The following is a 25,771-nucleotide window of genomic DNA, read 5'->3' on the forward strand; positions in this document are numbered from 1 at the left end:
CATGATTAATTTAGCCATTGCCGATGACCATAAAATTTTTAGGGAAGGTTTGAAAGCCACATTAGAAGATTGTGCCGATCTAAACCTCGTTTTTGAAGCCGCAAACGGGATTGAACTGGTTAAACAATTAGCCCACAAAAACCCGGATGTTGTTTTGATGGACATTAAAATGCCGGAAATGGACGGCATGCAGGCCACGGCTTACATTCAGGAAAACTTTGGCCACGTAAAAGTGCTGGCCTTGTCTATGCACAACGAAGACAAATATATTTTGGACATGATGAAGGCCGGTGCAAGCGGCTACCTGCTTAAAAACGCTGAACCCCAGGAAATTATCGATGCTGTTTTTACCGTGTATAAAAAAGGTTTTTACTTTAACGAGCATTTATCGGTTACACTAATCAAACAGTTGATGGGCAACAGTTCGCAGGCCAAAAACAAAGGCGAAACCGAATTGAACGAGCGCGAAATTGAAGTTTTAAAACTCATCTGCCAGGAAAAACAAAACACCGAAATTGCCGATAAACTTTTTTTGAGCGTGCGCACGGTAGAAGGTTACCGCACCCGGTTGTTTGAAAAAACAGGTTGCAAAAACATCGTCGGCCTGGTTATTTATGCGATTAAAAAAGGTGTTATCGAGGTATAGTTTCCTGATTTTTACCTGGTAAAAGAAGCATCGGCACAAAATTGGTACATGGCTGGCTTCATTAATCCTGTGATCTGCTGTTTTCTTATTTTTCTGAATTTGCAAAAAGTTATTCTGCCTTTTCAAATTTATTTATAAGATTTTTAATGCTTCTTTTATCCACTAAAATTTGGTGTAATCCCAAGCTGCTGACCTGGCCAACAACCATAAGTTGCTGCTGAAATTAAATCAATTTTTAGTGGATAAAAGAAGCATCGGACACAAAAACACAAATTATTTTAAAGTATTGTATATGGCGGCCATTAAAGAATTGCTGCCAGTTGCATCATAATCAGCAGCCCACAAATAAGCTCCTTTAAACCCATTGGCTTTGATATAAGCCGCTTTTTGGGTTACCAGCGGGATGCCGTTGTAGTAAACGCCCGATGCAATATCTGCTTTTTCTTTTCCGGCCGCAGCAGGATCGGCTGCTACAATAGCTTTATAAGTCATGTAATCGTATGATCCGTAGCTGGCATTATGACCAGCAGCATTAAGGGTATTATAACGCAGGCCAAAAGCAGGCATACCAACAACAAGTTTGCTTGCCGGTAAATGAAACTTAGTCCAGATTTGCGTGCCCGATACCATAAAATCATAACTTGATGATTGCCCTACCGGCGAATCAGGAAAATTGTGGCCGTTATCTTCAAAAGCATGGATATTAACCCAGGTAGCTGCCGAAAGATCCGGATATTCCCAATGTTGATAATTGACCGAAGCAGTAACCGTTACAATTGCGTTTTGAGGAAGTGCGGCTTTAAGCGCAGTTAAAAACGGGCCTATGGCATGGATATTAGCCGGTGCGTTTGCAGAATTTATATCCGTCATGTTGATATCAACACCGTCCATTTTCCGGTTGGCCACATAGGTTTTTACCGATTGAACCAGTGCCTGCATTTTTGCATTGTCCCTGATTGCCGTGCCAAAATCATTACTTTCGTAAACAGCCCATCCGTCAATACCCGACAACCTGCCGCTAATCCCTAAAATAACCGGCACACCGTTGATGTGCGCGCGTGCCACTATTTCGTCTGCACGCTGGTTTACATTTCCTTTTGAGGCATCAAAACTGCCATCTGCCGCTACTTTGCCTACCTGATAATCTAAATGGGTAATGTTGTTCCAAACCAAATCAGCGGCCGTACCATCTTCCGTTAACTCGGCCAAAACCACATTGGTATAAAGTTTAAACTGATAAGTGCTTGGGCTGACCAATACTTTTGTTGACCGTGATGTTGTTGTGCCCTGATAAGTAACATCAAGCTTGATGTTGTATTCGCCACCGGCAGCGGGCTTAAATTTATAAGCAGTATCGGTTGACATTTCCTTGTCATTCACCTTCCAACTGATCTTGACTTTGCTGGCAGGCGAAAAAGCAAGGCCGGTAAAATTTGCCGTTTCGCCTTCGTTGATAATCCTGGGCGCGGCAAATATCCTTAAGTTGTCAAATATCCGCGGCGTGTACGGATTGTCGGCTTCCTGCTGTTTTACCTCGTCTTTTTTACATCCGGAGAACATTATAAAAATCACCAGGAACACTGGTATTGACCTGTACATAATTTTTTTCATATCATTGTTTTTTTGCTGATTTGTCTTTAATAATCATTTATGGTGTGATTTGATCACCCTGTTAATCGTACCAAGCAATGAATTCGGGCCGATGTCATCCTGCCGCAATTGCCAGATCATGATGCCGCCTGCTTGATCAAGTGCCAATTCGGTTTTACTTTTTATGGTGGCTATACCATTATAATACACTGTCCCACCGCCATTTACGATAACTTCATCTTTGTTTTCAGATCCCGGATAAGCTGCTATAATATCTTTAAACCCCAAACTTTCAGGGGCATTGCTGCCAAAACCATAACCATAAAACGGCACACCTAAACTCAGTTTTTCTTTAGCTATCCTGCGGGTTCCGTTCCAGTACGCCAAATCTTCAACAGCCATATCATACGGTGCATGTTGGCCGGGGACATTGAGGTTCCATGGCCCTGTTTTATCGTACGACATGATGTTTATAAAATCAAACTGTGCCAACGCCTTATCCGTGTACCGATCCTTATAAGCTGTGGCAACTGCGGCGGTAATCAGTTTATTTCGGGCTTTAAGTGCGCTGGCAAGATTAACCACAAAAGATTCGTAGTTTTCATCTATAAAGTTTCCTTCAAGGTCAACATCAATCCCGTCCAGATCATTATCAGCAGCCATCTTAACAAGGTTGGCTATCAGTTTAAGCTGATTGGCTTGGTTTACCAGTTTGATAAGATATGCAGGCGGATTGCCGCCGCCTATGGAAGCTAAAATTTTTACGCCTTTGCTATGGGCAAGTGCAGCAAGTTTCTTTAAATCTTTAGTTATGGTAAAAACACCGTTGGTATCAGGGGTGATAAAAGCCACGTTAAGATGCGTGATCATATCGAAGTTGATGGGGCTTGCTTCGGCTGCCAAATTACCTTCGTACCGAAAATAACCCACTACCCGGAATTTTTCTTTACTACTGCCGTTTCTCTGCGCGGCTTTAACATCATTTTTCTGGCATCCTGCTGTGGCAAGCAGGATAAAAAAAGCAAATGTCGATAATTTTCTGTTTTTAAATATTTTCATTGATTGTGTATTAAATAATCGGGTAAAATTTCCCAGGGTTGATGATATAAAACGGCAATACTTCTTTTAGCACTATAAAATTGACCTGTGTATTTTATGAGGCAGGAACCATCAGCGATGAACAAATATTTTAGGTGATAAAAGAAGCATCAAACTTTAACAGTGTTCAATTTATTTTCCATGCTTCTTTTACCGCCCTAAAAACATTGAAACTGCACCATATTTTTGTATCGATATATAATTAAAAAAACACCATTTTTTTAGTGGTAAAAGAAGCATCAGGTTTTTTCCAAATAATAATTTCAGCAAAACTTAAGCAGTTTTCTATTTTTTGTCCCACCAAACACGGCCTGTCCAATCATCCTTACCGCCAAGTGCCGTTAAAGCTTTTTCGATATTGGCCGCATTTTGTTCACGTTCAGACAGTGGATATTCAAACCTGCGCGGAATAGTGGTGGTGGTTGATTCTGCCGTTATAGCCGGTATTAAAGCAGGATAACCTGTTCGGCGCCAGTTGGCATAAGCTTCCGGGGCGTTCATCAAAAGTGCTACCCAAATTTGGTTATCTATGGTTTGCAATTCTTTACCGGGTGCCAGCTGGTTATCCTGTTTAAAGTTCTGAATCTGTGTACTGGTTAAAACCGGGCCGTTTGGAAACAGCGATAATTGCGTACAGGCGGCTTCCAAACCTTTTTCATAAAGTGTTTTTGCGTTACCGCCCAAATTCAGGTTCCATCTTACTGTGGCTTCGGCCAATAAAAATTCAACTTCGGCATAAGTTAAATGAAAAAATGGCGCATCGCTTCGCACCAGGAAATCGGCAAGTTGTGCCTTTTGGCCTCCGTTTGGAACAGATATGGTGCCACGGCCAGGATAATCGATATTGATAGCGCCTAAAAAGTTGTCGTAATTATAATGTCCGGCATCTACGCCTAATAAACCTACTTGTGCTTTTACCTGATCGGTAACATCAAGCCTGTCAGACAACCTGTCGGGGTTGGTCCAGTAAGCCCGGGCAATATATTGCAAACGCGGGTCGTTGGTCTGCTTCATTTCATTGATCAAAGTATTACAAACACGCGGGCGGCCATCATCTACATACTGATTGATGCCTACCGAAACACCGTTGCCGCGTATTTCTGCATAGCCATTGGTGATGTTGTTATAATCTACCTTGCATATATCCGTGTTATCGGTAAACAAACCAGAATTGTACGCATCCTGCACTTCCGCTTTTGCTTTTTCAGGGTCAACTTTTACCAGCCGCATGGCCAACCGCAAACGCAGGGAATTGGCAAATTTTTTCCATTTACTTATATCTCCATGATAAAACAACTCTTGCCCTACGGCATCTTTTGAAGTGTTCAGGCTGTTCCCTGCTTCTTTTAGCTCTTTAAAAAAGTCATCGTAAATATCTTTTTGTGCATCAAATTTTGGGTGAACAATGCCGGTAGCATAAGCTTTGCCTGCTTCGGAGTAAGGTATATCGCCATACAAATCGGTCATCCTGGCAAAAATATATACCTTCATGATGCGGCACATGGCATTCAGGTTTGTTTTCAGCGGATCAGATTGGGTACGTTCCACAGCATCGGCAATGTTCAATACATCGTTTGGATAACCAATTTCCCACAGTTCAGACATGTATTGTTTATTTTTAATGTAGGTACTGCCATAACGGTTATAATAAGCACCGCTGATTTGCTGAACCATGGGCATCGTCATGATGATACTGGTACGCTCATTAATGGTTACATCTCCTGCAAAACGTAACTGTGTAAATACCAACTGGTTGACCGGGTTCAGGTTGCTGGATTTTGTCGGATCGATATTCACGTCCCCAAACTTTTTGCAGGAAAACAGCAGCACAGGCAAAAGGAGCGAAACAAGCAAATATTTATTTAAAGTTATTTTCGTTTTCATTTTTTTAAGATTATACATACTTTAAAATCTGAAGTTTAGGTTAAAGCCCCAGCTTTTTCTGGATGGCAGCGAACCATACTCCAGGCCTTGTCCGTTTCCGTTGTTGTAGTTTGAATCAGGGTCAACGTTCGGCACTTTTTTATGAATGATGAACGGGTTACGGCTTACCAGGGCAACGGTCAGGTCTTTCATGCCTAATTTAGCGATAGTTTTTACCGGCAACCTGTAACTCAGTGTTATTTCGCGCATTTTAATATAACTTGCATCATAAATAAATGGCGTTGCAACCCCATTGCCATCGCTGTAATATTGCGACCAGTAGTTGGAAGGATCAACGGCAGTTTTGTTGGCCGTGTAAACAGTTTTGCCGTTAACAGTGGTTTGAATAACACCTTGCGGCACATAACCACTTACCTTTCCTGCTGCCCGCCATTGATCAATGCTCATCCCGGCCGTTTGGCGGTCTTCTTCGGATTTTATCCACTCGGCCCGGCCTGGCAGTGTCGAAATCTGACTTCCCCTAATTACCGCAAACATATTGGTCATAGAAAAAAGGTCAGATCCGTGTTTAACATCTATAACAGCACTTAAACCTATGTTTTTATACGTAAAACTGTTGGTCAAACCGCCTGTCCAACTCCAGGTGCCTTTCCCAAGTACAGTACGTTCTTCAGCTTGCAGTGGTGCTAAAGTTTGTGGGTTAAGTATGATGTTTCCGCTTGGGTCCCTTTGATAATCAAACCCTAAAATGGCACCATAAGGCGAACCCGGCTTGGCTACTACTGATACACCCAGCCAACGCGCGTCCGAAAGGGTTAAATAAGGCACACCTTCGGCCAATGACAAAACTGTATTGGTATTTTTGGCAAAATTAGCATTGATGTCCCAACTGAAATCCTTGCTGACAATCGGCCTGCCGTTAAGCTGTATTTCTACACCTTTATTACCCACTACACCGGCATTAATAATTTGCTGTGCAAAGCCTGATGAAAGCGGTGCCGGAACCAAGTTGATCTGATCCCTTGATTTTGAAGTGTAGTAAGTAAAATCAAACCCCAGCCTGTCTGTAAAAAACTTTAACTGCGTACCTACTTCAAAGGAACGTGTACGTGTAGGTTTTAAGTTTTTGTTGGGCAGCACCGTGCTTGATATACCACCTAATGAACCACCGTTAAAAGTTTGCGGATAAAGGTTATAATACAAATTTAACTGATACGGATCAGTGTCATTGCCTACTTCAGCACCTGATACCCTTATTTTTCCGAAAGAAAGTACATGACTTTTAATCTTAAAAAAATCAGTAAAAATAAAACTGGTAGCAACCGAAGGATATATATAGGAGTTATTATTTACCGGTAAAGTAGAGGACGCATCCATGCGCAAACTTGCATCTACATAAAGATAACTTTTATACCCGGCACTGAACAAGCCATAAATGGAGTTGTTTTGTTTTCTGTAGTGGCCATCTACAACTGTTTTGTCCGAAAAACTGTTCGGACTGATCACATCAGGAACGTTTAAGTTTACAAATTGTAAAACAGAACCGGGGTTATCTATTCTGGACAAACTGCTGCCAAACCGTGCAGAAAGGTTAAGCGATGGTGTAACCTGCTTTTGCAATGTTACCAATAAATCAGCTTCGGTAGTCGAAAGTTTTTGGTTAAGTTGATCAAGTTGCCCGGCCAAAGCACCCGGCGTGGTACGCGGGCTAAATTTTTCATAATTAAAATAAGTGAAATCGGTTGATGCCCGGCCCTGAATATTAAGCCAGCTATTAACCACATAATTGGCTTGTAAACCCCCGATAACCCTGTTTTTTTGGGTATTATTGCTCATTTTATTAATTACCCAGTAAGGGTCTAATCGATATTGGCCGCCGCCCCAGTCCAGATAGTTCCCTTCGCTGTCCTGATAAGCATTTTTAAAATAAGCCTGATCAACATTGTTGGCCAAACCTACAAAGCTGTTGCCAATATTCCCGGGGTCATCCGCCAGGGCGGGACGGTTAATTACTTTTTCATTTAAGTACATAACCCTTGCCGACAAAGTGATTTTATTACCAAATTTAGAACTGCCGGTAAAGTTAAAAGTATTGCGCCGCAGGCTGCTGCCCGGCACAATGTCCCTGTTCCGCAAATCAGAAATAGACAAACGGAAAGACGAATTATCATTTGAATTTGAAAAGGCTATGTTATTGGTAGCGGTAGTACCTGTTCTGAAAAAGTTGTCAATATTGTTTTTGACGAGTGCATACGGCCTGTATTTACCATCAAACCCGATAACTTGCAGATTAGGGTCCAGCCGCGGGCCAAAGTTATTGAACAAAGTGTTTTTGGCCTGCGATGGGTCAACAATCAATTGTTCGGCCGTTCCCTGTCCGTAAATATATTGATAGTCGTTATAATGGGTAAGCTGTTTTTCAAGAGAAGTAGTGCTGTTGACCTCGATGCCGAGTTCCCTTTTTGAACTGCCTTTTTTAGTGGTGATCAAAATCACGCCATTACCTGCCCTGCTGCCATACAAAGCAGAGGCCGAAGGGCCTTTCAACACGCTTATTTTATCAATATCGTCCGGGTTGATGGCCGAGATCGCATCACCAAAATCAAATCCGCTTGAATATTTGCCACCGCCAACCTGCCCGTAATTTGAATTATCGATAGGTACGCCATCTACCACATAAAGCGGCTGGTTATTGCCGGTTATACTGGTATTTCCCCGGATGATCACCCTTGACGAACCGGCCGGACCGCCCGCCGTGCTGTTGATGATCAGGCCGGGCACTTTACCTGCCAGTGAATTGATCACGTTGGTTTCCCTGGCTTTTTTCAGGTCGTTGCCATCCACTTCAGAATAAGCGTAACCTAAAGCACGCTCTTCCCTTTTAATGCCCAAAGCGGTTACCACTACGGCATTTAATTCGGTAACTTTTTGTTTTAAAACAATTTTTATGGTTTTGATTTTATCCGAAGCAATAATGGAAGTTGTTTCATAACCAATCATGCTAAAGGTGATGATGTCGCCATTATTTACCGCAATCACAAAACTTCCTGCTTCGCCGGTAACTGCGGTTTTGTTTTTGCTGGTGTTTATAATGGTAACACCGGGCAAAGGCAAATTATCATTATCGGTTACCTTACCGCTTAGGTTATATTCATCAACAACCGGCACCGAGGTTTTAAACGCTTTTTGGGATTGGATCATCACTGTTTCGCCCACAATTTTGTATTGTGCATGTATTTCCTGTGTCAACAAGCTGATAATCTGCGACAAACTTTGGTTGCTTACCGTTAGGCTGATCTTTTTTTTCAGGTCAAAATCATGTGGGTTGTATGAAAAATGTACGGCGGCTGCTTTTTCTATCTGGTTAAAAACAACAGGAACAGCCGAATTTTTCCAGTTGAACGAATAAACCGGTGTGGCTGATTGTGCATATCCGGTGATTGACACAATTAATAGTACCGAAGGAAGCATCCTCAGTAATATCCATGAAAGAAATCGTGTACGAAGTAGTGGTTTTTGCATAAAGTTATAGTTTAAAAATTGGTTAATTCAAGTTAAATTTGGTTTAGAACATCAATTTTACGCGGTTGCCTTCCTGCTTATAAGTAAAGTGATTGGCAAAGCCAATAGCATCCAGCACGGTAGTAAGGTTTTTATCATTAAACTGGCCGGTAAACGAAATATCTTCGCCGGGTTTGTTTGCCGGTTTAACAACAATGCCGTACATCTCCTTTAGTTTAATGCTGATCTCTTTTAAACCGGCATCCGAAAACACCAACTTCCGGTTTAGCCAGTTGTGTAATCCTGCTTTAGAAAAACCCGATTGGCTGAAAGCTTTGCTGCCCGTGGTCAACGTTGCCTGCCTGCCGGGAACAAGGGCAACCTGAACGAATTTTAAACTGGCCTGTGTAGATTCAACCTTTACTTTCCCGGTCAGCAACATTACATTTGCTTCAGGCTCAGCAGGATAACTTTGCACTTTGAACGAAGTGCCCAACGCAGTAGTGGCTATTTTGCCGGTAATTACAACAAATGGTTTCTGAGGGTTTTTTATAACTGAAAAGAATGCTTCGCCGCTCAGCAGCACATGCCGGTCAGCAGCATCATAATCATTTGCTATTTTTAATGTGCTTGACCCGTTGAGTAGTACAGAACTTCCATCGGGCAATAAAATTTGTTTACGATGGTCAAAATCTGTTGTGCCGATCAAACGATAATTTGCAGCAGTTGCTTCGCGATACAGTTCTGCACCGGACGGCGGTGTGATCCATCTGTAGACTGCATATGCACTCATTAAAACCAGCAAGGATGCGGCAACAGCCATCCAGCGCGAAAAATAAGTTTTTTTGCCGGTGACAGATGAAAATGGCTGATGTTTGTTGATTTCGCCTGTTAAATCAACAGCAGTTTTTAAGCGTTCGAGTGCGGTTGCTTTTTCGGCAGCACTTACTTTAACGCCTAATAAAAAACACAAGTTACGTGCCTCAATTATCATTTTTCTTAACTCAGGATTATCGTGATAAATATTTTCCCATTTGGCTTTGGCGGTTTCATCGTCCCCTTGGCAATAAAGTATAAAGCTTTCATCGGTCAAAAAATCTTCGGTTTGGTATGAGGCGTAATCCATTTAATATTAAAGCAATATTTATATATACAAGTGCAATAAATTATTCCTTTTTACCAATCTTTTTCCAAATAAATTTCAAGCTTCAATTTTGCAGGGATTCATACTTCTTTTATCACCTAAAAATCATGCTGGGCCATAATTAAAAAACAGAAAATGAACAATGGCTTCATCACCATTAAAAAAGCAAATTGCTATGCTGAAAAATACTAACTTGCCGTGTCTTTTTGTATCGACAGTACACAAACACTAATTTTATAGTGCTAAAAGAAGCATCGCCAATCCTAAGCATGATGAAGGGTTTTTTAAGCCGGGATATACTTATACAAATTCAATAACCTGCTGTTATTTGCCAATTATTGTTTGCCAACGCCTAAAGAATTGTAAAAAAGTTTTGATGAGCCCTCAACCAAAAAACGTTTGTAAAAACTGGCAATTACTTGCCGAGGGCGAAAAGCAGGGACTTTATGAGTGCTTTAATATTTTTTATGATGATTTGTACCGTTTTGGGCTGTCTTTATACAAAAACCCCGGATTGGTTAAGGAAAGTATCCACAACCTGTTTTTAGAGTTATGGCACATTAAGCACAAACTTGGCGGCGTACAAAACATACAGCAATATATCCTCGTTATTTTTAAACGAATATTATATAAAACCTATCGGCAGTGTTTAGAAGAAACCCAAACAAACCCTTCAGCAACAGGCCGGTTTACAGAAAACGTATCTTTTGAACCATCCTACGAAGCTATACTTATTGCAAGCCAGCAGGATGAACAAATGAAAATCCGGCTTCAAAACGCCCTTGAAAAGCTGTCGCCGCGCCAAAAAGAGGTGATTTGTTTACGATATTTTGATAAAGTTGCTTTTAAAGATATTGCCTGCCAAACCGGCCTGAGCGAACGCACGGTTTACAATACGCTGCACAATGCCATCAAAGTTTTAAGGGAAGTGATTTTATGGGTTTTGATATTCAATAGCTGCTGGCCATATTTATAATTTGTGCAAGTTTCATTTATCCAAATAAAATTTGCTTGCATATTTTTAAGATGCTTTTTTTAGCACTATAAACTTGGCTTTTAAAAACATGCGCTGTAAAAAGTTCGGTGAAACCAAATTTTACCCGGTAAAAGAAGCATCAACAAAAAAGCCGGTTTAGTCAACCGACTTTTTGCTTTTGTTCGATACTGTTTTTACCCTACTTTTTTCAGTACAATTGCTGCCAGTGGCGGCAAAGTTAAACCTACCGATTGCGGCTTGTAATTCCAGCCAACTTCTTCCGTAACCAGTTCATCAGGATTGATGGCCCCGCTGCCCCAAAAATGCAGATCATCAGAATTGAAAATTTCTTTCCAGCTTCCGGCCTGCGGCACACCAACACGGAAACCCTGGCGTACAACTGGCGTCAGGTTTAAAATGATTACCAGTTCATCTTCCGGTAAAATGCCTTTTCGGGCGTAAACCAGTACAGAATCTTCGGCGTTGTTTTCATCAATCCACTCAAAACCATCTCCGCTAAAAGCTTTTTCGTATAAAGCCGGTTCGGTTTGGTATAATTTGTTTAAAGCTTTGATTAAATCCTGCATTCCTTTGTGCGGGCGATGTTCCAGCAAATGCCAATCCAATGATTGTCCGAATTCCCACTGCTCAGACTGGGCAAATTCATCACCCATAAACAGCAGTTTTGTGCCCGGGTGCGTAAACATATAGCTGTACAAAGTCCGCAGGTTGGCAAATCGCTGCCACTCATCGCCGGGCATTTTGTTGATCATAGATTTTTTACCGTAAACCACTTCATCGTGCGACAAGGGCAGCATAAAGTTTTCGGTAAAAGCATACAACAAACTAAAAGTGAGTTCTTTATGGTGATATTTCCGGTTGATCGGATCTTCCTTAAAATAATTGATCGTATCGTGCATCCAGCCCATCATCCACTTCATGCCAAAACCCAACCCGCCCAAGTAAGTTGGCCGGCTTACACCACCAAAAGAGGTTGATTCTTCGGCAGTGGTTTGCACATCCGGGAAGTTGCTGTAAACCGCTTCGTTAAACTCTTTTAAAAACTGTATGGCTTCCAGGTTTTGGTTTCCGCCGTAAATGTTTGGCTCCCACTCGCCTGCATTGCGCGAATAATCTAAATAAAGCATTGAAGCCACGGCATCCACGCGCAAACCATCAATATGATAACGCTCCAGCCAGAAAATGGCATTGCTGATCAGAAACGATTTTACCTCATTTCGGCCATAATTAAAAATATAGGATTTCCAATCTGGATGAAAACCTTTCTGCGGATCTTCATGCTCGTACAAACTCGTTCCGTCAAAACGGAAAAGCCCGTGTGCATCGCCCGGAAAATGAGATGGCACCCAATCCAGGATCACACCAATATCTTCGGCATGAAATTTTTCGATCAAATACATCAAATCCTGCGGGGAACCATAGCGTGTGCTTGCCGCAAAATAGCCCGTAATCTGGTAACCCCAGCTTGGATAATACGGATGTTCGGCCAGCGGCATAAACTCTACATGCGTAAAGCCCATTTCTTTAACATAAGGCACCAGCACTTCGGCCATTTCGCGGTAACCCATAAACTGGTCCGGGCTTTCCGGGCTGCGCGCCCAAGAACCAAAATGCACCTCGTAAACGGAGTATGGCCGCGTTAACGTGTTGTGTTGGATCCGCTTTTTCATCCATTGCCCATCGTGCCAGTCGTGGTAAGTATGCGTTACGATAGAAGCCGTGCGCGGTGGTTCTTCCCAGCGATAGGCAAACGGGTCGCCTTTCTCCAGTTCTTCTCCGTAAAAAGATTTAATGGCATATTTATACGTTTCGCCATGGCCAACATGCGGGATAAAACCTTCCCAAATCCCGGAACCGTCCCAGCGGACATTTAACTGGTGACTGTTTTTGTTCCAGCCGTTAAAATTACCGATAACGTGCACCACCTGCGCATTGGGCGCCCAAACGGCAAAATAAGTTCCGGTCACGCCTTTGTGTTCTAACGTGTGCGAACCAAAAAGTTCGTATAATTTGTAATGTTTTCCGGCTTTAAAAAGGCTGATGTCGAAATCAGAAAAACGACTGTAAACTTCAACCGGCTGCAAGCCCGGCGCAGTTGATTGGATTTCTGCGGAAGCAGTACCGGACAATGCTGTTTCTGTGATTTTTGAAGGCATTTCAGAATCGGCCTGCTTTAAGTTTTTAGCTTTTGCCGATGCTGTTTTTACCATGGTTTTTTTGGTGCCTGATACTTTTTTTTCTTTAGAAGAAGTAAGATCAATATTCGTTTCCTCCGTAGTAGAAATTATTTTTTTGGCCATCACGTTTATAGTTAAGGTAGAAGTACAAGTTTAAGCAAATTAGCTTAAATAGGTTTTTATGATTTTTTCAAAAAGAACATCACAAAAAAGTTGCATTACATATTTATAATAATATCTAACTTTCGCCATTAATAATGTATCAGATTTATTGTTACAATATTAAGATGCTAAAAAAAGCATTGATACTTTTGAAAAATCAAATTTCATAATCCGGCTTCAGTTTTTTTGTAAAATAATACATTTTAGCAATTTTTTACGTTCAGGTACATTATTCAAAATAATTAAAAACCCGACTACGGTTTATATATGTTTAAACTAAGATTTGCATTAGGTTTTCTGGCTTTAACAACAGTAACCAATGCTTTACATGCACAAAATCAAACAGATACCTTAACTTTAAAATTTCAGGAAGCCGAAAAAAGGTTTTTGCTCAACAATTTTACCCTGATTGCCCAAAGATATAATGTTGATGCGACCAAAGCATTGATACAGCAGGCCAAACTGTGGGATAACCCGGCCTTAAGCACCGATCAAAATTTGTACTCTAAAGGTGCCGGTTTTTTCAATCATTCTGATGGTAACGGACAGTTTTTTGCCCAGATCAATCAATTGTTCAAAACGGCAGGCAAACGCGGCAAACAAATCAGGCTGGCACAGGATGATGTAAATGTGCAGCAGGCACAATTTAACGATTTGCTGCGCAACCTGCACTATAATATGGAAGTGGATTTTGCACAATTAGACAATCTGCTGCAGCAAAATAAAATTTACCAGTACGAAATCAATTCATCCAGAAACCTGGTAAAAGCTATTTCTGCGGCTTACGGCGTAGGCAATTCGTCTTTGCGTGATGTAGTACGTTTGCAGGCTTTAGCTTTTGGTTTGGAAAACGATATGGTTGAAAACAACCGCCAGGTTAACGAGCTGGAAAATGATTTGAAAACCTTGCTTGTTGTTAAAGAAACCACTTTTATCAAACCGGACATCAGCACGCCCACAACCAATGCCACTTTAAATATCACGGCTTTAATTGACACTGCAAAAGCCAATCGCGGAGATTATCAGGCAAGTAAATTTCTGGTTGAGCAGGCTGGCCACAATTTAAGTTATCAGAAAGCACTGGCCATTCCGGATTTGACTATCGGCGTGGATTATGACCGCGCCAGTAACTACGTGCCTAACTATTATGGTTTGGCCATCAGTTTGCCGCTGCCGTTTATCAACCGGAACCAGGGCAACATCAAATCGGCCAAGTTTGCCATCCAAAACCAGGAATTTGTGTTGAAAAACAGTGATTTGAAGGTTAAAAATGATGTAGTTACCGCAGTAGAACAATATAATTTAAGCTTGCAGCTGTTTTCAAAAAACAACATCGATTTTTATGGCACTTACGATAAACTTTTTGCCAGCGTGGTAAAAGCTTATAAAGAACGACAGCTTGGTCTGGTAGAATTTATTGATTTTTTTGAATCGTACAAAGACACTAAACTGAAAGTGATCCAGCAGCAATATAACCTGGAAAAAGCAATTGCCGATGTCAATTATAATGTTGGCTCAACCGTAATCGTTCCTCAATAAAAATTTCCTGAAAAATAAAATGAAAAGAGAATTGTTAATCAGCCTTTCCGTATTGCTGTGCCTGGCATCCTGCAAGCAGAAAAAGGAAGAAACCGTACAGAAACAAAGTGTTTGCATTACGGATTCTTTGGCAAAAATCACCAGCATTGATACCGCCAAAACAACCAATATGCAGGATGAACTGACTTTGTCCGGCGAGGTTTCTTTTGACGATAACCGCGTGGTAAAGGTGTTTCCGTTTTCCAGCGGACAAGTTACCGATGTGCGTGTTTCTTTGGGCGATAAAGTGAGCAAAGGCCAGGTGCTTGCCGTTATGCGCAGTGCCGATGTTGCCGGAAATTACACAGATCTAACAGCTACCAATTCCGATCTTTCGATTGCTAAAAGGCAGTTGGCACAAACAGAATACCTGTATAAAAACGGTATTTCCAGCGAGCGTGATTATACCGAAGCCAAAGAAAACTATAATAAAGCGATAGCCGCCAATACAAAAGTACAGGAGCAACTTAGCATTAACGGCCGGGGCAACACCAGCGCAAACGGGCAGTATATTATCAAAGCACCCGAAAGCGGTTATATTGTTGAAAAAGCAGTTACGGCCGGAAGTTTTATCCGGTCTGACAATGCGGCCAGTATGTTTACCATTTCGGATATGAAGGATGTTTGGATTTGGGCAAATGTTTTTGAAAGCGACATCAGTAAAGTAAAAGATGGCTACGCGGCCAAAGTAACCACGCTGGCTTATCCGGACAAAGTTTTTCAGGGGAAAGTAAATGAGGTCAGCTCTGTTTTAGATCCGGACAATAAAGTGATGAAAGTAAAAATCACGCTGCCAAACCCTAATATGCTTTTAAAGCCGGAAATGTTCACTTCGGTTGTCGTTACCAATAACGAATCCACACAATCCGTTACCGTGCCTGCCTCTTCCATTATCTTTAACGACAGCAAAAATTATGTGGTTATTTACCACAGCAAATGCAATATGGAGGTTAGGGAAGTTAATGTGATAAAAACAGTAGATAATGTAAGTTACATATCATCCGGTTTGAAAGCCGGCGAAACACTGGTTTCCAAAAACCAGCTCTTACTGTACGATGCGTTAACAGAAGAATAAACAAGGGTACAAATAAATCAGGTTTAAAGCCATTCACTATAAATAATTGATGCTTCTTTTATCAGCCCAAATTTACAGGCATAAAAGAAGCATCACTATTCAACCAGCTAAAAAAGGTAACTCATACCAATGGATAAGTTTATTAAAAATATCATCTATTTTTCGTTAAAAAACCGCGTTTTTGTGTTTTTTATGACGGGCGTCCTGGCTATCCTCGGCGTAATCAGCTACCTTAATACTTCAATAGAAACCTTTCCGGATGTAACTAATACACAGATTATTATCATTGCGCAGTGGCAGGGCCACAGTGCCGAGGAGGTGGAACGCATGATTACCATCCCGATGGAAACGGTGCTCAATTCTGTTCAGAAAAAATCAAACCTGCGCACTACGTCTTCTTTCGGTTTATCTTACGTCCGCATTATTTTTGATGATAATGTAGATGACGCTTTTGCGCGACAGCAGGTTTTAAGCCGATTGCTTAATGCTGATTTGCCGGATGGCGTAAAACCCGAAGTAGAGCCGCCTTACGGCCCAACCGGCGAGATTTACCGCTACACCCTCCGCAGCAAAATAAAAAGTTTGCATGAGTTGACTGCTTTGCAGGACTGGGTGCTCGACAGGCAGTTTAAAGCCATTCCGGGTGTTGCCGATGTGAATAGTTTTGGCGGAGAAGAAAAGGATTACGAAGTAAGCGTAAACCCTGCCCTGCTAAGTAAATACGGCCTGACTTCACTGGATGTTTTTAACGCTATTAACCGAAGTAATATTAATGTAGGCGGTGATGTGATCGAGAAAAACAACCAGGCTTATGTGGTGCGCGGGATTGGCGTGATCAACAACATCAGCGAGATCCAAAACATCATTATTAAAAATGTGAACAACGTACCGATTTTGGCGCGTAATGTGGCAGACATTCATGAAGGTGGTTTGCCGCGTTTGGGTCAGGTTGGCCGCGATAAAGAAAACGAAGGTATTGAAGGCATTGTGGTGATGCGGAAAGGTGAAAACCCGGCAGAAGTTTTGGTTCGGATCAAGGCCAAAGTGAAAGATCTGAACGAACATATCCTGCCAAAAGACACCAAGATCGACGTTTTTTATGACCGTACCAACCTGATGGATTTTGCCACGCACACGGTAATCCACAACTTGATTGAAGGTATTGTGCTGGTAACCGTAATTGTGTTTTTGTTTATGGCCGATTGGCGTACTACGCTGACCGTTACCATCATCATTCCTTTAGCACTGCTTTTTGCTTTTATTTGTTTAAAGCTGAAGGGCATGAGTGCCAATCTGTTATCAATGGGCGCGGTGGATTTCGGGATTATTGTAGATGGGGCCGTGGTAATGGTGGAAGGTATTTATGTTGCGCTGGATCATCGGGCAAAAGAAGTGGGCATGGAACGTTTTAATAAGCTGGCCAAGCTGGGTTTATTTAAAAACGTGGGTACAGAAATGGGGAAAGCCATCTTTTTTTCCAAGCTGATTATCCTTACCTGTTTGATGCCGATTTTTGCTTTCCAGAAAGTAGAAGGTAAAATGTTTTCTCCGCTGGCTTATACACTTAGTTTTGCTTTGCTGGGTGCATTAATTTTTACACTGACGTTGGTTCCGGCTTTGTCCAGCATTCTGCTTCGTAAAAATGTAAGGGAAAAGCACAACCCGGTGGTACTGTTTTTTGAAAACGGCATCCACAAAATGTTCAATTTCACCTATAAAAACCAGAAACTTACTTTAATTGTGTCGCTGGTGATCATGGCTTTAACTTTTGCTTCGGCCAAATTATTAGGTACGGAATTTTTGCCTCAGCTAAACGAAGGCGCACTTTGGGTAACGGCGCAATTGCCGATGAGCACTTCGCTGGAAAGTTCTGTGAGCACTACCAATAAAATGCGGAATATATTGGGTTCTTTTCCGGAAGTGAAACAAACACTCTCACAAGTGGGCCGGACAAACGACGGAACAGATCCGAAAGGTTTTTTTAACGTACAGATCCAGGTAGATTTATACCCGAAAGATGATTGGAAACGAAAAATTACCCAGGAAGAACTGATTGCGCAGATGGACAAAAAGCTGAGCCAGTTTCCGGGCATTATCTTCAATTATTCTCAGCCAATTATTGATAACGTGGCCGAAGCAGTGGCAGGTGTGCCGGCATCAATGGCCGTTAAAATTTTCGGCCCTGATTTTAAAGTTTTGGACGGCAAAGCTGATGAAGTGCTGCGTGTACTGAAAAAAATAGAAGGTGTAGAAGATTTAGGTGTTTTAAGAAATTTAGGTCAGCCCGAATTTAGGATCGAGCTGGACCAAAGTAAAATGGCTTTGTATGGCGTTAGTACCGCCGATGCCAATGCGGTTATTGAAATGGCCATCGGCGGAAAAGCGGCCACAACTTTATATCAGGGGGAACGGAAATTTGATATACGGGTACGCTATCAGAAAAATTTTCGTGATACCGAAGAAAAGATTGAAAACCTGATGGTGCCAACACTGAACGGTGCCAAAATTGCAATTAAAGAAATAGCAGAAATCACTAAGCTGACCGGGCCCGCTTTCATCTATCGAGATAACAACATGCGCTATATTGCAGTAAAGTTTTCGGTTCGTGGCCGGGATTTGGGCAGCACCATTGCAGAAGCACAGCAAAAAGTTAACCGTGCTGTAAAGCTGGATCAAGGTTATTCTTTTACCTGGAACGGCGAATTTGAGAACCAGATCCGGGCTTCTAACACGCTGGCCAATGTTGTTCCGGTTTGTTTACTGGTGATATTTTTGATCCTGTTCATGACGTTTGGCAACATGAAAGATGCTGTCCTCGTTATCCTGAATGTACCTTTTGCGCTGATCGGCGGAATTCTAGCCTTGCACATTACCAACACTAATTTCAGTATTTCTGCCGGTATTGGTTTTATTGCTTTGTTCGGTGTTTGTATCCAAAATGGTGTTATCCTGATTTCGGTATTCCGTAAAAACTTGTTGGAAGGTATTCATATTGATGAAGCTATCTTAACGGGCGTGATTTCCAGGGTTCGCCCGGTAGTGATGACGGCTTTAATGGCCGCTATCGGATTGATGCCGGCGGCTATTTCCACCGGTATTGGTTCTGAAACACAGAAACCTTTGGCCATTGTGGTAATTGGCGGTTTGATTACTTCAACAATTTTAACCTTACTTCTTTTACCGATCATTTATAAGATGGTTTACAATTTGATCCACAAAAGGGAAAATCGGAAGTTGTTGCGGAAGTTGGGAGCGGTTAGTGGGTAAACGATTTGAACATGAGATTTTCAATAAATAAAAATCCGAATATTGTTATATTCGGATTTTTATTTATTAGTAGTTATGATTGTTTGTTATCATTACACTTAACTTTTAATCTGTGTACTAATAATTCAACTACCATCCAGGATTTTGTACTAATTTGGGGTTAACGATCAAATCATTGGTAGGCAAGCCCCAAGTAAATTTAGCAGCATCAGCAGGCACTGACAACGTATTATAAGATGCACCTATGTTAATAATATTAAGGTTTTGAGGATCGTGCCTTGTAAATCCTTCATGATAACGTTTTAAATCGAATAAACGGAAGCCTTCAAAAGCAAGCTCACGGAACCTTTCATCTTTAATATCTTGAATTAACGTTGTACCCGAAGATGAAACGGAATTAATACCACGCGCTACACGTAAAGCATTAAGTGCAGCGAGTGCATTTGCAGCATTACCAGCTTTTGCAGCAGCTTCAGCAGCAATTAAATATACTTCACCAATACGAAATACTTTTGGTTTTTGGTAGTAGTTAGTGGAGGAAGAACTATATAAAGATGGATTTCCTGGATATTTATTAACTAATGAGATATCAGAGACTGTTTGACCAGATATTGCTACTTTTTTTGCAGAAAAATAGGTAGCCTTCCGGATATCAGAAGTAGAATAGAAATCAACAACCCATTTAGATGGAATAAAATCAGGATCGTAAAGGCCATTTCCTGATAGATAACCTAAATAGATGTTATTAGTATTTGGAGCTTCAGTTGTACTTGTTGCATTTAATTGCAATATATCTTCCTGAATACCATCTGTACCCCAGTAATTTTGAAGATTAGTAACGGATGAGATCAGAGGATATTTACCATTAGCAATTACAGTACTGGCAGCAGTATAAGCACCAACCCAATCTTGCATGTGTAGTCTGACCCTTGCTTCTAAAGCCAATGCTGCATCAATAGTAAAAGTTCTTGATCCTTGAACACCAGCCGTACTTGCTAAAAGGGTTTTCGCTTTTGTTAAATCAGCAATAATTTGATCATATACTTCTTTTACTGTTGCCCGAGCAGGCATGGCATTCAAGTCATAAGCAGTAAGAAGTGGCACACCCAAATCTGTAGCTGCAGTAGCTGGTTCATACGGCTTTGCAAATCTTATAATCAAGTTATGATAATAATAAGCCCTAGCTAAATAAGCGTCACCTCGGGATTTATCTAAAGTAGCAGCTTCTGCTGTACTGGTTGTTGTAATGTTGTCAAACCCTGCTATAGCAGTATTAACATCTGCAATTCCAAAATAATAACCAGACCAAGCAGTAACAATTGCTCCGTCGTCAGCTAAAAATGAATCTCCCCATCGATGTGGTGAACCATTCCTATTTCCGTAATCTAAAGATGCATTCAATTGGTCAGCTTGTACGTCTTGACTAACTACATAAGAACCATAGACTCTACCTCTTAAAATACCATATAACCCATTATCCCAAGTTTGTGCATCTTTTATAGTTTTAAAAGCCTGAGTAACTTCAATAGAGTCATATGGATATAATTCAAGTTTTTTACATGCTGAAAGAGCTGTCAAAGCAATTGCACTAACAACTAAACTTATTTTTATTTTTTTCATCGTTATTTTTATAAATTAACGTTTTTTAAAATTTGATTCCCAAACCAACAGTATATTGTTTAGTGTTAGGATTAGTGCCTAAAGCTAAATTAGAATCAACCTCAGGATCGGGACCTGTGTATTTAGTAAAAGTAAATACATTACGTCCTGTTAAGAATATATTGACACCTTTAATTGCTTTAGTAGGCTTAAGAACTGATGCAGGAATATTATAACCTAAAGTAAGCACCTTTAGCCTCATAAAAGAAGCATCCTCAATTAACCTGGTATCGAACTGGGTAAATTGTACACCATACTTGGGAAATGTAGTTATATCACCAGGGTTTTTCCAGTAGTTTAACACTGTATTATATTGATTGTACCCTACAAACTGGTTGGGATTTTCATAAAAATACCTATCATTGTTAATTAGATTTTTACCAAGAGCATAACTAAACTGTGCTACCAATGAAAATCCTTGATAACCAGCATTCAGACCAAAACCTCCAGTCATTTTAGCGAAACGACGAATACCTGTGTTCTGTTGTAAAGCTGCTGTACTGAATGTTGAAGTAACTGAACTGGCATCTTGACGAGTTGCACCTGGATTACTAGCATCAGGCACATACCATTCTGGTAAACCTGTTTGGGTATTTACACCTTTAAAAATTGGATACACAAAAGATACTGGTTGGCCAATTACCCAAGCCACACCTGTTCCAGACTGTACCCAGTAATTTTTTCCTTGGAATAATTCCAGAACTTTATCATGGTTAGTAAAAAAGTTAAAATAAGGAGTAATATAAGCTCTTTTAGACCTATTTTTATAAACGTCAAAATCTACACTAACATCCCATCCCCTATTTTGATACTTACCAACATTATTATAAACACTTGAAAATCCAACGACATACTGATAAGGAACACTAACTAACATATTAGTAGTAACACGGTTATAGTGTGAAACATCTAATCTAATCCTATCAAAAAAAGAAGTCGTAAAACCAAAAGTTGTGTTTTGCTGTTTTTCCCAAGTTAAATCAGGATTACCGGCAGCATTAATACCAAATCCAGTAGAACCATTATATGTATTTGTACCTGCTGTTTGATAACTTAAGTAATTTTGATTTGTAACACCAAATTCTGAGTTTCCGGTACTCCCAGTACTGGCTCTTAAAGACAAATCATCTAACCAGTTAACATCTTTTAAAAAATTTTCTTCTTTAATTTTATATAACCCTCCAACAGACCAAAAAATAGCAGAACGATTATTCACGCCAAATCGTGAAGACTTATCCTGACGAATAGAAGCATTAACAAAATACTTACTGGCAAAATCATAACCTAATCTGCCAAAAAGAGAATGAAATGCGTATTCTGTTTTGCTAGAACCTACAGCTATACTAGTAGGTCCATTACCAAGCAGCAATAACCTATCATCGGTTTGTCCCGTTGAAGAACCAGCAAAACTTGTATAAGTATTATCAATAGATTCTTGACCAGCAAGAAATGTAACATTATTACTTTTAATAAAATTAAACTTATATTCTGCTGTATTAGTAACAGTCTTAGTTATGCTTCTTATAAAGGACTCACTTAAAGAACCATTATTTAATGATCCTAAATACGAAGGTAGTCTTGAAGCAGTAACTCTTTGATCATAAGCATCTAATCCACCTTGGCTTCTAATAGTTAAACCTTTTATAGGAGTAATTTGAATATAACCAGTCGGGTCAAATGTTATTTGGTTAGTTGGGCTGGGTGTTTCATTGGCTAAATACTCAGGATTATACTGATTCCATCCAGGAATATAAGTATACTTATTGCCATTAGCATCAACAGGTGAGTAATATGGTGCTGCTAATAAGGCTAAACCACGACCTAAACTATTACTAGTGTAAGGATTAGTTTGTCTCTGATCGGTTCCAATTGCCATATTTAAACCAAATTGCAACCAGTTATTTACAACTGAGTTTACATTTGAGCGTAAGGTATAACGCTCATATTTTGAACGATAAGCTAAACCTTGCTGATTGAAATAACCTGTCGAAACATAGTAATTGGTTTTACCACTGCCACCGGACACTGTTGCAGTTGATTGAAAAGTTGGTTGATTATCCCTATAATAAGTTTTGTACCACTGAGTGTCAAACGGATAAGTAGTTTTTATTGTGTTAACTTGTGTTTGAGTTAATTGACCCGTAGCTAAGCGAAAACCCAAAAACTGCTGAGAATTCATAAACCGATTGAAAAAATCTATGTTGGCAAGTTTTGATTTACCATATTGAGTAGTTATGTCAACTTGTGCAGGTCTATTTGCATCACCTTTTTTTGTAGTAATATAAATAACACCATTTGCAGCACGTGCACCGTAGATTGAAGTCGCAGAAGCATCTTTTAAAACTGAAATATTTTCAAAATCATTAGGGTTTAAAGATAGAATAGAATTTTGATCAACAGGTATCCCGTCTAACACATAAAGAGGCGCGGAACTTGCACTTAATGAACCAGTACCGTTTATTCTGACAGAAGACACTGCAGAAGGCTCGCCAGAAGAGGTAAAAATTTGTAAACCAGCTACTTTTCCTTGTAAAGCGTCAAATGTATTTGCAATAGGCTTATTTTCAATATCTCTTGAAGTGATTGTAGCAACCTGACCAACTACATTTGAAGCCCTTGTACCGGTACCATAACCTACAACTACTACTTCATTTAATTGCCGATTGTCAACTACTAATTTTACATTAACGATTCCTGATGCAGGAACGTTAATATTCTGTGTAATAAAGCCTATAAAAGTAAAAGTAAGTGTTTTAACATTCAATGGAATATTAATAGAAAACGTTCCATCAATACTTGTAATTGTACCCGTCGTTGTTCCTGTTGCTTGAACTGACACCCCTGGTAACGGTTGTCCGTCATCACTCCCCGTTACCTTTCCTGTAATTTTTCTGTTCTGCGCAAATGCACTTGGCAATGCAAATAATCCAAACAAGAAAAAAATAAGTAATTTTTGCTTCATGCTTTGTTTGTTTTAGTTAATATCGATTCCGAAAATATGTAAAAAAACACAGCTTTTTGAAATAAATTAAAAAAACTAAAAATTAGCTTAAAAAATAATAAAAACTAACGAATTAGTCGTTAATATTTTTAAATATGAAGCAAGTGGGGTTTATATTGTTAAAAGGCGTATTGAATTTCAGCAAAACCGATTAATTATCTGATTCAAGGTCAAAAATTAACGATTTTATATCTTCACATCCGCTCCGGCACTTCAATTCCTAACAAAAGCATTGCATTTTTGATCACTTTGGCAGAAACATCAGACAATTGCATCCTGAATTGCTTTATTTCTTCGTCCTCAGCTTTCAAAATGCTTTCTTCATGGTAAAATTTGTTGTAAAGTTTGGCTGTTTCATAAACATAATTGGCAATTACTGCGGGACTATAAGCTGTTGCCGCTTCAGCTAAAATTACCGGATACTGCTGCAATTGTATGATCAAATCTTTCTCAACTGCCGATACTGTTTTTATAGGGATAAAAACAGTATCTGTATTAAAGTTGCCTTTATTTAGTACCGAACGGATCCGGGCGTAAGTATATTGAATAAACGGCCCGGTGTTTCCCTGAAAATCCACAGATTCATTCGGGTTAAACAGCAAACGTTTTTTAGGTTCTACTTTTAAAAGAAAATATTTTAACGCGCCCATACCAATGGTATAATACAGCTTCTGCTTTTCTTCCTCCGGAAAATCTACTGCTTTCCCCAAAATATCGGTTTGCTCTTTGGCAGTATCTTCCATTTCGGCAATCAAGTCATCGGCATCTACAACTGTTCCTTCGCGGGATTTCATTTTTCCGGAAGGCAAATCAACCATACCGTATGATAAATGGTACAAACCTTCGGCCCAGCTTTTGCCCAGTTTCTTCAGGATCAGGTACAGCACTTTAAAGTGATAATCCTGCTCGTTGCCAACTACATTTAACGCTTTATCAGTATGATATTCATCGTATTTAAGCTGTGCTGTGCCTAAATCCTGCGTCATGTAAACGGAAGTCCCGTCGGCTCGCAAAACTAATTTCTCATCCAGACCATCAGCGGTTAAATCAATCCAAACAGAACCGTCCGGTTTTTTAAAGAAAATACCTTTTTCCAAACCTTCATCAATCAGCGATTTTCCTAATAGATACGTGTTGGATTCGTAATAATACTGATCAAAATCAACGCCCAGTTTTTTGTACGTTTCGGCAAAACCGGCATAAACCCATTCGTTCATGTCCATCCAAAGCGAAATTACCTGCGGGTTGCCCTGCTCCCATTGCTGCAGCATTTCCTGCGCTTCTATAATCAAAGGCGCATTTTTTTTGGCCTGATCTTCTGTTTCGCCTTGTGCTTTTAATCCTTCGATTTGTTTTTTATATTCCTGGTCAAATCGCACATAATATTTCCCAACCAAATGATCGCCTTTTAAACCGGAAGTTTCCGGCGTTTCGCCGTTGCCAAATTTTTGCCAGGCCAGCATCGATTTGCAGATATGGATGCCACGGTCGTTCACCAGATTTGCTTTAATCACTTCGTAACCGTTCGCTTTTAAAATTTCGGCCACAGAATATCCCAGCAAATTATTGCGCACATGGCCTAAATGCAGCGGTTTGTTGGTGTTGGGCGAGGAATATTCCACCATCACTTTTTGCCCGTTCGGAGGAAAGAGGCCGAAGTCTGGCCGGTTGATTTCGTTGTAAAAAACATCCGCCCAATAGCTGTTTTTAAGGGATAAATTCAGGAAACCTTTAATCACGTTGAAAGATTCCAGTTCTTCGATTTCATTCACCAGAAACCCGCCCAAAGCCGCTGCAGTTTGTTCCGGTGATTGTTTGGAGAACCTGGTGATCGGAAAAACCATCAAGGTAACATCGCCTTCAAACTCCTTGCGCGTTTGTTGCAGCGTTAGATTTTCAGCGGTAATATCAGTTCCAAATAATGTTTTTACGGCACGAACGGCGGCTTCTAAAATAAAATCCATAGCGCGAATTTACACAAATAGAAGCCTC

At 40.4% G+C, this 25,771-nt stretch carries 14 protein-coding genes; 5 read left to right on the plus strand and 9 right to left on the minus strand.

Annotated elements, in window-relative coordinates:
• Position 1: 1 nt before the first annotated feature.
• A complete protein-coding gene (locus ACOFKR_RS12675) occupies positions 2–646 on the plus strand; it encodes a response regulator (RefSeq protein ID WP_419801174.1) in 645 nt (214 codons plus the stop codon).
• 273 nt (positions 647–919) lie between these two features.
• On the opposite strand, the gene ACOFKR_RS12680 is transcribed toward ACOFKR_RS12675, so the two are convergent.
• The 5 genes from ACOFKR_RS12680 to ACOFKR_RS12700 form a co-directional block, all read right to left on the minus strand.
• Positions 920–2,257 (minus strand): glycosyl hydrolase family 18 protein, encoded by a 1,338-nt coding sequence (locus tag ACOFKR_RS12680; RefSeq protein WP_419801175.1) that lies wholly within the window; start codon positions 2,255–2,257, stop codon positions 920–922.
• A gap of 33 nt (positions 2,258–2,290) precedes the next feature.
• Positions 2,291–3,295, minus strand: coding sequence for a glycosyl hydrolase family 18 protein (locus ACOFKR_RS12685; protein ID WP_419801176.1), 1,005 nt, complete (start codon positions 3,293–3,295; stop codon positions 2,291–2,293).
• 324 nt (positions 3,296–3,619) lie between these two features.
• Positions 3,620–5,218 carry a SusD/RagB family nutrient-binding outer membrane lipoprotein gene (locus ACOFKR_RS12690; protein WP_419801177.1) on the minus strand — a complete coding sequence of 533 codons (1,599 nt, stop codon included), beginning with the start codon at positions 5,216–5,218 and terminating at the stop codon, positions 3,620–3,622.
• A gap of 21 nt (positions 5,219–5,239) precedes the next feature.
• Positions 5,240–8,665, minus strand: coding sequence for a SusC/RagA family TonB-linked outer membrane protein (locus ACOFKR_RS12695; protein ID WP_419801178.1), 3,426 nt, complete (start codon positions 8,663–8,665; stop codon positions 5,240–5,242).
• A 118-nt stretch (positions 8,666–8,783) separates the two neighbouring features.
• Positions 8,784–9,845 (minus strand): FecR family protein, encoded by a 1,062-nt coding sequence (locus ACOFKR_RS12700; RefSeq protein WP_419801179.1) that lies wholly within the window; start codon positions 9,843–9,845, stop codon positions 8,784–8,786.
• 394 nt (positions 9,846–10,239) lie between these two features.
• Here ACOFKR_RS12700 and ACOFKR_RS12705 point away from each other — a divergent pair, with 394 nt between their 5' ends.
• Positions 10,240–10,839, plus strand: coding sequence for an RNA polymerase sigma factor (locus ACOFKR_RS12705; protein ID WP_419801180.1), 600 nt, complete (start codon positions 10,240–10,242; stop codon positions 10,837–10,839).
• A 194-nt stretch (positions 10,840–11,033) separates the two neighbouring features.
• On the opposite strand, the gene glgB is transcribed toward ACOFKR_RS12705, so the two are convergent.
• Positions 11,034–13,160 carry a 1,4-alpha-glucan branching protein GlgB gene (glgB, locus tag ACOFKR_RS12710; protein ID WP_419801181.1) on the minus strand — a complete coding sequence of 709 codons (2,127 nt, stop codon included), beginning with the start codon at positions 13,158–13,160 and terminating at the stop codon, positions 11,034–11,036.
• A 306-nt stretch (positions 13,161–13,466) separates the two neighbouring features.
• Between glgB and ACOFKR_RS12715 the strand changes: the two genes are divergently transcribed.
• From ACOFKR_RS12715 to ACOFKR_RS12725, 3 genes are all read left to right on the plus strand, one after another.
• On the plus strand, positions 13,467–14,738 hold the full coding sequence (locus ACOFKR_RS12715; protein WP_419801182.1) for a TolC family protein: 1,272 nt from the start codon (positions 13,467–13,469) through the stop codon (positions 14,736–14,738).
• 19 nt (positions 14,739–14,757) lie between these two features.
• Complete coding sequence (locus ACOFKR_RS12720) at positions 14,758–15,852, plus strand: efflux RND transporter periplasmic adaptor subunit (protein ID WP_419801183.1); 1,095 nt, start codon at positions 14,758–14,760, stop codon at positions 15,850–15,852.
• Between the two features lie 129 nt (positions 15,853–15,981).
• Positions 15,982–19,119, plus strand: coding sequence for an efflux RND transporter permease subunit (locus ACOFKR_RS12725; protein ID WP_419801184.1), 3,138 nt, complete (start codon positions 15,982–15,984; stop codon positions 19,117–19,119).
• A gap of 129 nt (positions 19,120–19,248) precedes the next feature.
• Here the strand turns inward: ACOFKR_RS12725 and ACOFKR_RS12730 are convergent, their stop codons facing one another.
• The 3 genes from ACOFKR_RS12730 to argS all read right to left on the minus strand — a co-directional run bounded on the left by ACOFKR_RS12730 (position 19,249) and on the right by argS (position 25,743).
• Positions 19,249–20,739, minus strand: coding sequence for a RagB/SusD family nutrient uptake outer membrane protein (locus ACOFKR_RS12730; protein WP_419801185.1), 1,491 nt, complete (start codon positions 20,737–20,739; stop codon positions 19,249–19,251).
• A 25-nt stretch (positions 20,740–20,764) separates the two neighbouring features.
• Complete coding sequence (locus ACOFKR_RS12735) at positions 20,765–23,740, minus strand: SusC/RagA family TonB-linked outer membrane protein (RefSeq protein WP_419801186.1); 2,976 nt, start codon at positions 23,738–23,740, stop codon at positions 20,765–20,767.
• A gap of 233 nt (positions 23,741–23,973) precedes the next feature.
• The gene (argS, locus tag ACOFKR_RS12740) at positions 23,974–25,743 is read right to left on the minus strand and encodes an arginine--tRNA ligase (protein WP_419801187.1); all 1,770 of its coding nucleotides are present in this window, start codon (positions 25,741–25,743) and stop codon (positions 23,974–23,976) included.
• Positions 25,744–25,771: the final 28 nt, after the last annotated feature.

Source organism: Mucilaginibacter sp. (genome assembly GCF_965201005.1).
Classification (GTDB): Bacteria; Bacteroidota; Bacteroidia; order Sphingobacteriales; family Sphingobacteriaceae; genus Mucilaginibacter_A.